Source organism: Amycolatopsis pittospori, assembly GCF_013870525.1.
Lineage (GTDB): Bacteria > Actinomycetota > Actinomycetes > Mycobacteriales > Pseudonocardiaceae > Amycolatopsis > Amycolatopsis pittospori.
In genome coordinates this window covers 128146-142040 of sequence record NZ_JACBXD010000010.1, presented here as the reverse complement: position 1 = coordinate 142040, position 13895 = coordinate 128146, and the positions used below count along the sequence as shown (strand labels likewise).

Annotated in this window: 14 protein-coding genes; 10 read left to right on the top strand and 4 right to left on the bottom strand. The window is 67.5% G+C overall.

Annotated elements, in window-relative coordinates; all coding sequences use genetic code 11:
- The 10 genes from H5J31_RS08400 to H5J31_RS08355 form a co-directional block, all read left to right on the top strand.
- Window positions 1-812, top strand: an 812-nt coding sequence (locus tag H5J31_RS08400; protein WP_181771894.1) for a molybdopterin-dependent oxidoreductase, incomplete at its 5' end; no start/stop codon positions are given.
- Window positions 809-2146 (top strand): NADH-quinone oxidoreductase subunit NuoH, encoded by a 1338-nt coding sequence (nuoH, locus tag H5J31_RS08395; RefSeq protein WP_181771893.1) that lies wholly within the window; start codon window positions 809-811, stop codon window positions 2144-2146. The genes H5J31_RS08400 and nuoH, both read left to right, overlap by 4 nt.
- The gene (gene nuoI, locus H5J31_RS08390; RefSeq protein WP_181771892.1) at window positions 2133-2684 is read left to right on the top strand and encodes an NADH-quinone oxidoreductase subunit NuoI; all 552 of its coding nucleotides are present in this window, start codon (window positions 2133-2135) and stop codon (window positions 2682-2684) included. Before nuoH ends, nuoI begins: the two co-directional genes overlap by 14 nt.
- On the top strand, window positions 2681-3526 hold the full coding sequence (locus tag H5J31_RS08385; RefSeq protein ID WP_181771891.1) for an NADH-quinone oxidoreductase subunit J: 846 nt from the start codon (window positions 2681-2683) through the stop codon (window positions 3524-3526). The genes nuoI and H5J31_RS08385 overlap by 4 nt, the downstream gene beginning before the upstream one ends.
- On the top strand, window positions 3523-3822 hold the full coding sequence (nuoK, locus tag H5J31_RS08380; protein ID WP_101612053.1) for an NADH-quinone oxidoreductase subunit NuoK: 300 nt from the start codon (window positions 3523-3525) through the stop codon (window positions 3820-3822). The genes H5J31_RS08385 and nuoK overlap by 4 nt, the downstream gene beginning before the upstream one ends.
- 13 nt (window positions 3823-3835) lie before the next feature.
- The gene (gene nuoL / locus H5J31_RS08375; RefSeq protein WP_181771890.1) at window positions 3836-5734 is read left to right on the top strand and encodes an NADH-quinone oxidoreductase subunit L; all 1899 of its coding nucleotides are present in this window, start codon (window positions 3836-3838) and stop codon (window positions 5732-5734) included.
- On the top strand, window positions 5734-7284 hold the full coding sequence (locus H5J31_RS08370; protein WP_181771889.1) for an NADH-quinone oxidoreductase subunit M: 1551 nt from the start codon (window positions 5734-5736) through the stop codon (window positions 7282-7284). Before nuoL ends, H5J31_RS08370 begins: the two co-directional genes overlap by 1 nt.
- A gap of 2 nt (window positions 7285-7286) precedes the next feature.
- Window positions 7287-8852, top strand: coding sequence for an NADH-quinone oxidoreductase subunit NuoN (gene nuoN / locus H5J31_RS08365; protein ID WP_181771888.1), 1566 nt, complete (start codon window positions 7287-7289; stop codon window positions 8850-8852).
- Between the two features lie 98 nt (window positions 8853-8950).
- Window positions 8951-9751, top strand: a complete 801-nt coding sequence (locus H5J31_RS08360; RefSeq protein WP_181771887.1) for an alpha/beta fold hydrolase — start codon at window positions 8951-8953, stop codon at window positions 9749-9751.
- A gap of 32 nt (window positions 9752-9783) precedes the next feature.
- Complete coding sequence (locus H5J31_RS08355; RefSeq protein WP_181771886.1) at window positions 9784-10635, top strand: helix-turn-helix domain-containing protein; 852 nt, start codon at window positions 9784-9786, stop codon at window positions 10633-10635.
- Here H5J31_RS08355 and H5J31_RS08350 read toward each other — a convergent pair.
- From H5J31_RS08350 to H5J31_RS08335, 4 genes are read right to left on the bottom strand one after another with little or no spacing between them, the layout of a single operon-like run.
- Entirely contained in the window at window positions 10543-11295 is a 753-nt protein-coding gene (locus H5J31_RS08350) for an ESX secretion-associated protein EspG (protein WP_181771885.1), read from the bottom strand. The two genes, H5J31_RS08355 and H5J31_RS08350, sit on opposite strands and share 93 nt — an antisense overlap.
- A 27-nt stretch (window positions 11296-11322) precedes the next feature.
- Window positions 11323-12651, bottom strand: coding sequence for a PPE domain-containing protein (locus H5J31_RS40180; RefSeq protein WP_181771884.1), 1329 nt, complete (start codon window positions 12649-12651; stop codon window positions 11323-11325).
- A complete protein-coding gene (locus H5J31_RS08340; RefSeq protein ID WP_181771883.1) occupies window positions 12651-13271 on the bottom strand; it encodes a DUF3558 domain-containing protein in 621 nt (206 codons plus the stop codon). The genes H5J31_RS40180 and H5J31_RS08340 overlap by 1 nt, the downstream gene beginning before the upstream one ends.
- On the bottom strand, window positions 13271-13699 hold the full coding sequence (locus H5J31_RS08335; protein ID WP_181771882.1) for a hypothetical protein: 429 nt from the start codon (window positions 13697-13699) through the stop codon (window positions 13271-13273). The genes H5J31_RS08340 and H5J31_RS08335 overlap by 1 nt, the downstream gene beginning before the upstream one ends.
- Between the last annotated feature and the right edge of the window lie 196 nt (window positions 13700-13895).

The window sequence follows — 13895 nt, the reverse complement described above, 5'->3', positions numbered from 1 at the left end:
CCGACGCCGCGGCCCGCGCCGAGGTCGAAAAGGCTTGGGGCGTCGAGCTTCCCGCCACGGCGGGCCGCGACACCACCGCGATCCTCAAGGCCGCTTCGGGCCAGGACATCGACGGCCTGCTGGTCGGCGGCGTCGACCCGGACGACCTGCCGGACCCGGATCTGGCCCGCCGCGCCCTCGAGAACGCGAAGTTCATCGTGAGCCTGGAACTGCGGCACAGTGCGGTCACCGAGCACGCGGACGTCGTCCTCCCGATCGCCCCGGCGGTCGAGAAGGCGGGCACCTATCTGAACTGGGAAGGCCGCCGCCGCGAGTTCACCGTCACCCTCGAAGGCACCGGCGCCCTGCCGGACTGCCGGGTGCTCGACACCCTCGCCGTCGAGATGGACGCGGACATCTTCACGCAGACCCCGGCGGCGTCCGCCGCCGACCTGGCCAAGCTGCCGGGCAAGACCGAGCCCGCGGCCTTCGAGCCGATCGCCGCCGCGGCGGCCTCGGCCGCGGGGAACGGCAAGGTCCTGCTCGCCACCTGGCGTCAGCTGATCGACAACGGTTCGCTGCAGGACGACGAGCCGCACCTCAAGGGCACCCAGCGCGAGATCGTCGCCCGGCTCTCGGCGAAGACCGCCGAAGGTTTGGGCGGCACCGTGAAGGTCTCCACCGAACGCGGTTCCATCACGCTGCCGGTCGAGGTCGCGGACCTGCCGGACGGTGTCGTGTGGCTCCCGGGCAACTCCGACGGCTCAGCCGTCCGCGCGGCACTGGCCGCGGGACACGGCTCGGCCGTCACCCTCACCGGAGGTGAGAAGTGACTCCGTTGCTCACCCAGATGCCGGACGCCGCCGAACGGGCGGCGCTGCTGGCGGACGACCCGTTGTGGCTGATCCTGATCAAGACGGTCGTGATCCTGCTGATCGGCCCGATCCTGACGATCTTCCTGATCGTCTGGGAGCGCAAGGCCGTCGGCCGGATGCAGAACCGTCCCGGCCCCAACCGGGTCGGCCCCGGCGGCTACCTGCAGTCCCTGGCGGACGCGATCAAGCTGCCGTTCAAGGAACAGATCATCCCGGACACCGCCGACCGCAAGGTGTACTTCCTCGCGCCGGTGATCTCCGCGGTGCCGGCGCTGATCGCGCTGGCGGCGATCCCGTTCGGCCCGGTGGTCTCGATCTTCGGTGAGAAGACCACGCTTCAGCTGGTCGACCTGCCGGTCGGCGTGCTGGTGATCCTGGCCTGCTCCTCGATCGGCGTGTACGGCCTCGTGCTCGCGGGCTGGTCTTCCGGTTCCCCGTATCCGCTGCTCGGTGGACTGCGAAGCGCGGCTCAGGTGATCTCCTACGAGATCGCGATGGGTCTGTCCATCGTGGGCGTCATCCTCTACGCGGGTTCGATGTCGACGTCGCAGATCGTCGAATCGCAGCAGACCGGCTGGTACTTCTACCTGCTGCTGCCGAGTTTCGTGATCTACCTGATCTCCATGGTCGGTGAGACCAACCGCGCCCCGTTCGACCTCCCCGAGGCCGAATCCGAGCTGGTCGGCGGTTTCCACACCGAGTACAGCTCGATGAAGTTCGCGATGTTCTTCCTCGCCGAGTACGTCAACATGGTGATCGTTTCGGCGTTCGCCACGACGTTGTTCCTCGGTGGCTGGAAGTTCCCGTTCGTCAGCGCCGACCACGCGCTCAACCAGGGCTGGCTCCCGCTGCTGTGGTTCACCGCGAAGCTGTTCATCCTGCTGTTCGGCTTCATCTGGCTGCGCGGCACGCTGCCGCGGCTGCGGTACGACCAGTTCATGCGGCTGGGCTGGAAGGTCCTGGTGCCGGTCAACCTGGTCTGGATCGTGGTGATCGTCTCGGTCCGCGCGATCAAGAACTCGGGCGGGCTCTCCACCCCGCAGATCCTCATCGGCGGCGGCGTGCTCATTCTCGTCGTCGTCATCCTGAGCCTGCTCCTGCCGGACAAGAAGGTCCCGGACGACGACTTCGTCCCGGTGACCGGTGGCGGGTTCCCGGTGCCGCCGCTCGACCTGCAGGTCCCGGAGAAGACCCCGCGTCAGAAGGCCCTCGAGAAGGCCGAAGCCCGGGCGGCCAAGCGCAAGCCCGCGGCGGTTTCCAGTGGAAGGGAGGCCGGCGATGGGGATGTTTGATCCCATCAAGGGTTTCGGTGTCACCTTCGGGATGATGTTCAAGAAGGTCGCCACCGAGGAGTACCCGGAGGCGGGCGCCCCCGCGGCCCCGCGCTACCACGGCAGGCACCAGCTCAACCGGCATCCGGACGGGCTGGAGAAATGCGTCGGCTGCGAGCTGTGCGCGTGGGCCTGCCCGGCGGACGCGATCTTCGTCGAAGGCGGCGACAACACCGAAGAGGCACGCTTCTCGCCCGGTGAGCGGTACGGCGCCGACTACCAGATCAACTACCTGCGCTGCATCGGCTGCGGGTTGTGCGTCGAGGCCTGCCCGACCCGGTCCCTGACGATGATCAACTTCTACGAGCTGGCCGACGACGACCGGCAGAGGCTGATCTACACCAAGGAAGACCTCCTCGCGCCGCTGCTGCCGGGTATGGAGCAGCCGCCGCACCCGATGCGGCTGGGCGAGAACGAGCAGGACTACTACGTCAACGGCCCCGAGCTCGCGCGGCAGCAGCCCTCCGGTGCGACCGAAGCGACGGAGGCCCTCAAGTGATCACGGCTTTCCTCGCCCAGACCGACGTTTCGGCCGGGATCACCACCGGCGAGACCATCGCGTTCTGGGTGCTCGGCCCGCTCGCGCTGCTCGGCGGTCTCGGCATGATCTTCTCCCGCAACGCCGTGCACTCGGCGCTGTGGCTGGTGCTCACGATGCTGTGCCTCGGCGCGCTGTACATGATCCAGCAGGCGCCGTTCCTCGGCTTCACGCAGATCATCGTCTACACCGGCGCGATCATGATGCTGTTCCTGTTCGTGCTGATGATGGTCGGCCGGGAGAGTTCCGACTCGGTCGTCGAAGTCCTGCGTGGACAGCGGGTCATGGCGACCCTGCTCGGCATCGGCGTCGGCGGGCTGCTCGCGGCGGGCCTCGCCCGCTCGCTGGCCAACGTCACCCCGGCGATGCCGCTCGACCCGGCGAACGTCGACGGCGGTGGCCCCGGCGGCCTGGGACGGCTCATCTTCACGAAGTACCTGTTCCCGTTCGAGCTCACCTCGGCGCTGCTCATCACCGCCGCGCTCGGCGCGATGGTGCTCGCCTTCACCGACCGGCACGCCAAGGGCGGCAAGAAGTCGCAGAAGGAACTCGTCGTCGACCGGTTCACCGGAAAGCACGACAGGCCTTCGCCGCTGCCCGGCCCGGGTGTCTTCGCGACCGCCAACTCGATCGCCACCCCGGCGCTGCTGCCGGACGGCTCGATCGCCCCGGAGTCGCTTTCGGACATCATCGAGTCCACTTCGGCCTCACGGCTGGAAAACGAGCGCAAGCAGGTCGCCGGCACGGAACCGGGCCCGGACGCCCACGCGCTCGTAGGTAAGAAAGAAGGGGACGAGGAATGACCCCGACGTACTACCTGCTCCTGTCCGCGCTGCTGTTCACCATCGGCGCGGTCGGGGTGCTGGTGCGCCGCAACGCGATCGTCGTGTTCATGTGCATCGAGCTGATGCTGAACGCGGCGAACCTGTCCCTGGTCACGTTCGCCCGGATCAACGGCGGGCTCGACGGCCAGGTGATGGCGTTCTTCGTGATGGTCGTCGCCGCCGCGGAGGTCGTGGTGGGGCTCGCGATCATCATGGCGATCTTCCGCACCCGGCGCTCGGCCTCGGTCGACGACACCAACCTGCTGAAGTACTGAGGGAGCACCGAGAGTGACCGCATCATCGTGGCTGCTGGTGGCCTTTCCCGCCCTCGGCGCCCTTGTTCTCCTGCTGGCCGGTAAACGCGCTCGTCCCTGGGGACACATCCTCGGCAGTGCGACCGTGTCACTGTCCTTCGTCTACGGCCTGATCCTGTTCTTCACGGCCGACACGAAGAACATCGCGGACGTCAAGCTGTTCTCGTGGATCCCGGTCTCGGCGCTGCAGGTCGACTTCGGGCTTCGGATCGACGCGCTTTCGCTGACGTTCGTCCTGCTGATCACCGGTGTCGGCATGCTGATCCACTTCTACTCGATCGGCTACATGGCCGAGGACCGCGATCGGTCGAGGTTCTTCGCGTACCTCAACCTGTTCGTCGCCTCGATGCTGATCCTGGTGCTGGGCAACAGCTTCGTGACGCTGTACCTCGGCTGGGAAGGTGTCGGCCTCGCGTCGTACCTGCTCATCGGCTGGTACCAGGACCGCCCGTCCGCGGCCACCGCGGCGAAGAAGGCGTTCCTGATGAACCGCGTCGGTGACGTCGGGCTCGCGCTGGCGATCTTCCTGATGTTCAAGTACGTCGGGAGCACCGGCTACGCCGAAGTCTTCGGCGCGATCGACAAGATCCCGACCGGCGCCATCACCGCCATCGCGATCCTCCTGCTGCTGGGTGCCTGCGGTAAGTCCGGCCAGTTCCCGCTGCAGGCCTGGCTCCCGGACGCGATGGAAGGCCCGACCCCGGTTTCGGCGCTCATCCACGCGGCGACGATGGTCACCGCCGGCGTCTACCTGGTCGCCCGCGCGCACGAGATCTTCAACGCCACCCCGGACGGCAGGCTGATCGTCACCCTCGTCGGTACGGTCACGCTGCTGATCGGGTGCATCATCGGCTGCGCGTACGACGACATCAAGAAGGTGCTGGCGTACTCCACGGTCAGCCAGATCGGGTACATGATGCTCGCCGTCGGCCTCGGGCCGATCGCGTACGCGCTGGGCATCATGCACCTGGTCGCGCACGGTTTCTTCAAGGCCGGGCTGTTCCTCGGGGCCGGTTCGGTCATGCACGCCATGAACGACGAGGTCGACATGCGGAAGTTCGGCGGGCTGCGCAAGCACCTGCCGGTCACCTTCTGGACCTTCGCCCTCGGCTACCTGGCCCTGATCGGCATCCCGCCGCTTTCCGGCTTCTTCACCAAGGACGCGATCATCGAAGCGGCGCTGTCCCAGGGCGGTTGGCGCGGCTGGGTGATGGGCGGCGCGGCACTGCTCGGCGCCGGGCTCACCGCGTTCTACATGACGCGCCTGATGGTGATGACCTTCTTCGGCAAGGAACGCTGGAAGGAGATCAAGAGCAGCGACGGCCGCGACTTCCACCCGCACGAATCTCCCGCGGTGATGAAGTGGCCGATGATCATCCTGGCGATCGGCTCGATCGGTGCCGGTGCGTTCTTCGCCCTCGGCGACCGGTTCGCCGAATGGCTCTCGCCGGTGGTCGGACCGCTGGAGGAGGGTGGCCACAGCGTCATCCCGCACGCGCTGGTCCCGATCCTCACCGTGGCGCTCTCGGTGCTGGGTGCGGCGGCCGCGTGGCTCTTCGTCGGTCGTAAGGACGTTCCGGTGGAACGCCCCGAGCGGGTCTCCGCCGTGGTCAAGGCCGCGCGCAACGACCTCTACGGCAACACCCTGAACGAGACGCTGGTCGCCCGCCCGGGCACCTGGCTCGCCCGCGCCCTGGTCTACGTGGACAACCGCGGGGTCGACGGCGCGGTCAACGGCCTCGCCGCCGGGCTCGGCGGCGGATCCGGGCGCCTGCGCCGCCTGCAGACCGGCTTCGTCCGCTCGTACGCACTGTCCATGCTGGGCGGCACATTCCTGCTTCTGGCGGCACTCCTGCTGGTGAGGTTCTCCTGATGACCTGGCTACTCGCAACCATCCTGCTGCCGCTGGTCGGCGCCGCGGTCGTCGCGGGGATGAAGAAGAACGACAGGCTGGCGACGCTCACCGCGCTCGCGGTTTCCATCCTGACGTTCCTGCTGGTGATCCCGCTGTGGGCGAGCTATTCGCCGACGGGGGACCGGATCCAGCAGAAGTCCTCGATGGACTGGATCCCGAACTTCGGCATCCACATCTCGTTCGGCATCGACGGCATCGCGCTGGTGATGATCGCGGTCATCGGGCTGCTGGTGCCGATCGTGGTCGGCGCGCTGGGCCTGACCGACAAGCTCCCGGCCGGGCGCTCGGCGGGCGGGTTCCTCTCGCTGATCCTGGTGCAGGAAGCGCTGACCATCGCGGTGTTCGCCGCGACCGACGTCTTCCTGTTCTACGTGCTGTTCGAGATCATGCTGATCCCGATGTACTTCCTGATCGGCGGCTACGGCGGCGCGAACCGGCAGTACGCGGCGGTCAAGTTCTTCCTGTACTCGTTCCTCGGCGGCCTGATCATGCTGGCTTCGGCCATCGGGGCGTACTCGATGGCGTCGGACGAACTCGGCAAGGGCACCTTCGACTGGGAAACGCTGGTCACGGTCGTCCGCGACGCTCCGACGGGCACACAGATCTGGCTGTTCCTCGGGTTCTTCCTCGCCTTCGCGATCAAGGCCCCGCTGGTGCCGTTCCACACCTGGCTGCCGGACGCCGCGGGCCAGGCGCCCATCGGCGTCGCGGTACTGCTGGTCGGCGTGCTGGACAAGGTCGGCACGTTCGGGTTCCTGCGCTACTGCCTCCCGATGTTCCCGGAGGCCAGCAAGGAACTCGCACCGTTCGTGCTGGTGCTCGCCGTCGCGGGTGTCCTTTATGGATCGATCCTCGCGGCCGGGCAGCGCGACATGAAACGGTTCATCGCCTATGTGTCGATCGCCCACTTCGGCTTCATCGCGCTGGGCATCTTCACCTTCAACGAGCAGGCGATGGTCGGCTCGGTGTCGTACATGCTCAACCACAGCCTCGCCACCGGCATGCTGATCGTGGTGGTCGGCCTGATCGTCATGCGCGGCGGGTCCACCAAGATCTCCGACTACGGCGGCATGGCGAAGGTGACCCCGCTGCTGGGCGGCATGCTGCTCATCGCCGGTCTGTCCACTTTGTCCCTGCCCGGCACGAACTCCTTCATCAGTGAGTTCCTGGTGCTGCTGGGGTCCTTTGTGGACTACCCGGTGTACACGATCATCGCGACGGTCGGCATGGTGCTGGCCGCGGCGTACGTGCTCTGGCTCTACCAGCGCGTCATGCAGGGCCCCGTCCGCGGTGACGCCCTCATGGGCGCCGGCGGAGGCCCGGGCACGGCCATCGCGCCCGAACTGGGCGCCACCAAGGCCATCAAGGACCTCGGCGGCAAGGAGATCGCGATCCTGGCGCCGATGGTCGTGCTGATCATCGCGCTCGGGTTCTATCCCAAGCCGGTGCTCGACACGATCACCCCGTCGGTGCAGGCGACGATGTCGTCCGTACAGGGAGGCAAGTAACAGTGCTCTTCTTGACTCAGGCGCCGGCGGTCGAGTTGCCGTCGATCGACTACTTCGCCGTCACGCCGATCCTGATCATCCTCGGAGCGGCATGCGTCAGCGTGCTGTTCGAAGCCTTCCTGCCCAAGCACATGCGGTGGCCGTCGCAGGTCTTCCTGTCCCTGCTCGGGATCGGGGCGGCGGGTGTCTTCCTGGTCTGGTACGCCAGTTCGACCGCACCGAAGAGCGGCGTCACGACCTTCAGCGGCGCGATCGCCGTCGACCGGCCGTCGCTGTTCCTCTGGGGCACGCTGCTGGCGCTGGCACTGGGCGCGGTGCTGCTGATCGCGGACCGCTCGGTCGAACCCGGCGGCGCGTTCGTCGCGCAGGCCGGTATCCGGCCCGGCACGCTGCAGGACCGCGCGCAGGTCGGCACCACCGGTATGCAGACCGAGGTCTTCCCGCTGACGCTGTTCGCGCTCGGCGGCATGATGTCGTTCGTCGCGGCCAACGACCTGCTGACCATGTTCATCGCCCTCGAGGTGCTGAGCCTGCCGCTGTACCTGATGTGCGGCCTGGCACGACGTCGTCGCCTGCTCTCGCAGGAATCCGCGGTCAAGTACTTCCTGCTCGGCGCGTTCTCGTCGGCGTTCTTCCTCTACGGTCTCGCGCTGCTCTACGGCTACGCGAACTCCGTGAAGTTGTCGGACATCGCGAACGCCGCCGCCGGTTCGGACCGCTCGGACACGCTGCTGTTCGCCGGGCTCGGACTGCTCGCCGTCGGCCTGCTGTTCAAGGGTTCGGTCGGCCCGTTCCACACCTGGACCCCGGACGTCTACCAGGGCGCGCCGACGCCGGTCACCGCGTTCATGGGCGCCTGCACCAAGGTCGCCGCGTTCGGCGGGATCCTGCGGGTGTTCTCGGTGGCGTTCGAATCGACCAGCTGGGAATGGCGCGGGGTCCTCTGGGGCGTCGCGATCATCTCGATGCTGATCGGCGCGGTGCTGGGCCTCACCCAGACCGACGTCAAACGCATGATCGCCTACTCGTCCATCGCGCACGCCGGTTTCCTGCTCGTGGGTGCGATCGCGATGACCGAGGAAGGCCTTTCGAGCACGCTGTTCTATCTGCTGGCCTACGGCTTCACCACGCTCGCCGCGTTCGGCGTCGTCTCGCTGGTGCGGGACTCGAACGGCGAGGCGACGCACCTGTCCGCCTGGGCGGGGCTCGCGAAACGGTCGCCGGTACTGGCCGCGGTGTTCACCTTCCTGCTGCTCGCACTGGCAGGTATCCCGCTGACCAGTGGTTTCGTCGGCAAGTTCGTGGTCTTCTCGGCGGCCCTGTCCGACGGGATGGCGCCGCTGGTCGTCATCGCGCTGGTGTTCAGCGCCGTCGCCGCGTTCTTCTACCTGCGGGTGATCGTGCTGATGTACTTCTCCGAACCGGCGCCCGACGGCCCGACCGTCACCGTGCCCGGCGCGTTCACCACCACCGCGATCACGCTCGGCGTCATCGTCACGCTGGTGCTCGGGCTGATCCCGGCGTTCGCCCTCGACTGGGCGGCCTCCGGCGGTTTCGCGCTGAAGTAGTCCTTTCGTACGAAAGGCCCCCTCGCTGTCGTGAGGGGGCCTTTTCGTGTCAGGGCAGCGTCAGGAGCGTGTCAGACCGGCCCTCGATAGTTGCTCACATGACACAGCACAGCACCACCACTTCCCCCTGGACCGGCATGATTTCCGTCGACGACACGGCGCTGGCCGTGACCGACAGCGGCGGCCCCGGCATCCCGGTCGTCTACCTCAACGGCCAGTTCGCGACCCAGGGCTACTGGCGGCGGATCCTCGCCGACCTCGGGTCGGACTGGCGTCACATCACCTACGACGAGCGCGCTCGCGGCAAGTCGAAGCGTTCGGCGGACTACTCCTTCGAAGTCGCCGTCCGCGACGTCGACGCCGTTCTCGAAGCCCGAGGCGTGGAGCGGGCCGTGGTCGTGGGCTGGTCCTACGGCGCCGTCGTCGCGGCGCACTGGGCCGCCCGGAACCCGGAACGCACCTTGGGCGCTGTCCTGGTCGACGGCGCGTTCCCGTACGACTGGCTCGACGACGCCATGGAGCAGCGGATCCGCAAACTGTTCAAACGCCTGAACCTGGTCATGCCGCTGCTGCGCCCGACCGGTCTGGCCCCGCGAATGACCGCCGCGCAGCAGGCCGAGAGCAACATCGAACTCGGCAAGCTCTCCCGGGAGGCCGAGCTGGGCCCCGTGCTGGACGGTCTCACCGTGCCGACGAGGTACGTCGTCGCTTCCGGAACCTCCTTCGGCAGCAAGGGAGACGAGCAGGAACAGATCCGTGCCGGCCTCGACGCGGTGACCGCCCGCAACCCGAACATCAAGGTGAGCGCGAAGGTCGAGAGCAACCATGGCGCGCTGCTGAAGAAGGACTTCCGCGCCATCGCCGACGCCGTCCGGGAAGTCGCCCATATCGGGAGCTGACTTGCCTTGGTGCATCGGGCACGGTGCTGGCGATGCCGAAACCGAAGCCCACACCTCAGGCGAGGGCGCTCGCCGAAGGACTACGAGACGCGCGGAGGGCGGCCGGACTGGCCGCCACCGAAGTGGCGGACAGACTGGCGTGGTCCCAATCGACGATCAGCCGGATCGAGACCGGGGCGCGGGCGGCGTCCGCCGAAGAGGTTTCGGCACTGCTCGCGGTCTACCGGATCACCGGTGAACGGCGAGACGCGCTGCTCGCCCTGTCCCGCGACATCGGGCCATGGTGGTTCGGCGACATGTCTCTTCAGCGGAAGGCCCTCGCACAGTACGAAAAGGAGGCCACCAAGATCGTCGAGTTCGGAACCGTCCTCCTGCCCGGCCTGCTGCAAACACCGTCTTACGCGAGGGCCGCGGACCTTCCCGCCGCGGCTGTCGAAGCTCGGCGGGAACGGCAGAAGATGCTGGGACGGAAGAAGTTCGTCGCTTACATCGATGAAGGGGCACTGCGCCGTCAGGTCGGCGGACCGCGGGTGATGGCGAATCAGCTCCAGCACCTCGTCGCGATGTCCGAGCGAACCAACGTCGAACTGCGGGTCATTCCCTTCTCAGCCGGCGCACATCCCGGCGGCGCCTACGTCCTGCTGGAATTCGGCGGCACGCGGTCGTTGGTGTACCAGGAACGACGGCGATACGGGCTGATCCTGCACCGGCCCGTCGACGTCGAACCGTATCTCCAGTCCACAGTGGACGCGGTGGCGCTGGATCCCGCGCGGTCGGTGCGGCTGATCGAGTCAGTGATCGAGGCTCGCCCGCAGCGCGGCGACCTTTTGGGCCAGCAGCGTGGGTTCGCCGGGCAGGACGGTGATGTACCGATTTCTGGGTGAGCCGGTCACGTGCATGGCCACCCGTCCGGCGTCGAGGTCCAGATACGACAGGCCGTCGACGGCCTCGGTGCGTCTACCGCCGTCAGAACGCTTCGCCGCGGCGAAGAACCCGACGCCGAAATACGGTTGCTCGAAGACCTCGTCCAGCCGCCGCGCCTCCCGACTTCGTGACTCGGGTTCGTCGTACAGTTCGTTCCCCGCGCCAGGCTTGAATTCGTCCTGGGACAAGGAAAACGGTGCGAACCGCGCGGGCGGGTACTCGGGCAGGTTCATCACGAGCGCCGCCGCGCGATCTGTCGTCCGCACGCCTTTCAGCCACACCCGGCCGCCTTCGCAGATCGCGGTCACCGCCGCGCGTCCGCGCACAGCGACGAGCACGCTGTACTGCTCCGCTTCCGTCCGCAGCGTCGCGTAGTACTCGGTGTCCGGCCGGTCGAGAACGTGCAAGACGTCCTCGAAGTCGCTGGTCAGCCGCTTGCCCTCGGTGAACCCGAGCCCGCCGAGCTCCTCGAACGCGGCCCGGTCCTCGCCGTTGCGCGACGACGGCGGCACGTAGCGCAGCCCGCCCGCGAAGATCAGATGCGGATCTCCGCAGCCGGCGTGACGGAACGCGGTCAACAAAGTGTCGAGCGTGATCTCGACCGGGCGCGCGAGCACCACGTGTCTCCCTCCCCTGGGACTGTGGTGCTAGCTCTTCTTCTCGCCGATCACCGGCGGCATAGGCTTTTCGGTGTAGCCGCCGAAGGTCTCGTCCGGATCCGGGTTCTGGAGGTACGACGGAGCCCTCTTTTCCTTGTCCTCCTCGCCCTTCCCGCGGCCCGCGCCAGGCGCCATCGGCATCCCGTTCGCGCCGCCACGACCGGCGGCACCCGCGGAACCGGCCGCGCCACGACCGCCGACGCCTTCACCCGGCATCCCGGCGCCGCTGCGGCCACCCATGCCGGGCTGCCCCGCCGTGCCACCGGGACCACCCGGGACACCTGGTGTGCCGCCTCGGAAGCCGCCTCCGGTCACGCCCGGTGTTCTGCCGCCTGTTCCCGTTCCCGGCCCGCCGGTCACTGGTCCTCCGGTCCCTGGGCCGAACGGGCCGTACCCAGGCGGGAACGTGCCGGGTGGGTTGTAGGAGGTGGGCGGTCGGCCGTTCGGCCCGAAGTCGAGGTTCGCCGCCGGCGGCACGACCGGCGTGGTCTGGGGCGGTGTGTACGAATTCGCGCGGGTCCCGTCGTCGGGCTGCTGGTGGGAGCCCGGCTGCTGACCCGGCAGGTGCTGACCCGGCTGGAGGCCTTGGCCGGGCTGCGGACCCTGGCCCGGCTGCGGGCCGCTGTCGGCGGGTCCGCCCTGACCCGGTCCGGGCGTGCCGGTTCCCGGCCCGTTCGGTCCACTCGTGCCGCGATAAGGCTCCGCGATGCCGGGATCGCGCCTGCCGTCGGAGCCGTCGCCGAACCCCTTCGCCGCTGGTTTCCCGGAGCTGCCGTCGTCCAGTGTGACACTGCCGCCGGGGTCGACGAGCTGCGCGTACTGGGCGGGCAGCACATCGCCGTTGGAGGTGCTGGCCGAGTGGTAGGTCGCGAAGGTGTCGATGTTGTGCTGGCTGTCGGCCTGGTAACTCTTGACCCTGTCCCAGTAACCGAACTGGCCGCCGCCACCCATGAGGGCCTTCACGTCCTCGGCCGTCGGGGCGGGCTGCTCTGGCGGAACCGGCTTGACGGAGTTCTTCGCCGACCCGAACGCGCCCAACTGCGCGGTGATGGCGTTCTGGGCGATGCTCAGGTGCATCGCGTCGTCCATCGCGGCCTCGACCAGGGGCTTCGTCGCGTCGGCGGCCGCATTGCCCGACGCTCCCTGCCAACCAGCCATGGTCTTCTGGGCGAGCGAGGTGAGCCTCTGCGCACGTTCATGGTGTCGCTTGGTCAAGTTGAAACCACTTCGCTGGGCATCGGACAAAGAGCCGGTGCCTTCACCGCTGGTGATCTGTTCGTAGATCTGGGCGGCAGTGAGCGGCCCTTCGGTGGCCATCAGTTGCCTCCTCGGACCGTGGCGAGGACCCTGATCGCTGCTTCGCGCGCTGCGTCACAGGGGTCCTTCTGGCCGATGTTCGCCTCGGACTGCTCGAGGGAGATGCTGATGGTCTGGGTATCGCTGGTTCCCAGCGCCACCGAACAGCGGCCTTCACTGGCGCGCTCGTCTTTGGTGTCATAGGCCGTCACCGGGTATCCGTCAATCGGTGCGAGCGGTTCAAGGAGTTCGTAAGTCGTTCCCTTGGCTGCATAGAACTTCGCAGTGCCGCTGTCCGGCAGATTGCTGAAGATCACGTTGACGCTGGGTTGAGCGGTTGAGGGGACCGACCACATGCAGGCAGGGCCCGCTGAGCTGTCAAGTCGTTCCACCGTTTCGATGGTGGGACCGAGGATCTGTTTGGCCTGTGCGTCGGTAAGTGCCTTGCACGGTGTTTGTTTGATTTGTGCGAGTTCGATCGGACTGCTGACCTTGGGAGCTTCGGGAGCCTGGCTGGCCGAGTTCGACGGGTTCGTGTTTGCTCCGCCGTTGGTAGGTGTGGGGGTCCCGTTGGTGGTTGGTGTCGAGCATGCGGCGAGAGTGAGGGCGGTCGCGCTAAGCATGAGAATGGTGCGTCGCATCAGGCGATGCCCTCCGGCAGCTGGTTGATGACTGTTCTGGCGTGGTCTTCAGCGGTGGCGTACTTGCCAAGCGCGGTCAGGTACTTGCTAGCCATACTCTTGCAGTAGGCGATGCGATGCCTGAGCGCTTCTTCAAGTGCGGCGCCTGACTTTCGGGTGACTTCGGCGTTGCCCCCGCTAGCGTATTCGCGCCCTGGTGGCTGGGCCACAGCTATGGCTCGTGCCTCGTTCAGGTCGAACACGTATTCCTTAGCGAGGCCGGTCCACTCCGTCACCAGTTCGTGGAGGGTCGCCTCGTCGTACTTGAACCCCGAGCCTTCCGAGACGGGCGTCCCGTACGAGCCCCCGGTGGGACGGGCGGTGATACCGAGGGCGTCGTTCCAGCTGATGCCGGGTTCGTAGACAGGTGGCTGGTCAGGCACGGCCATGCACCCCCGCCGTCCCGAACCGATCCCCGCTGAATGGCCGAAGCCGCCCCGAAGTCACCGTCGTCATATGCCCCTCCCGTGGCTACAAGGCGCGTCTCCCCGATGCACCCTGCGTAATCCGACGCCGCGAAGATTACCAGGGTTCCCGGAGCGACGAACCCGTCCGCATAAAGTCCCGTTCCGTACTGAATGGGGT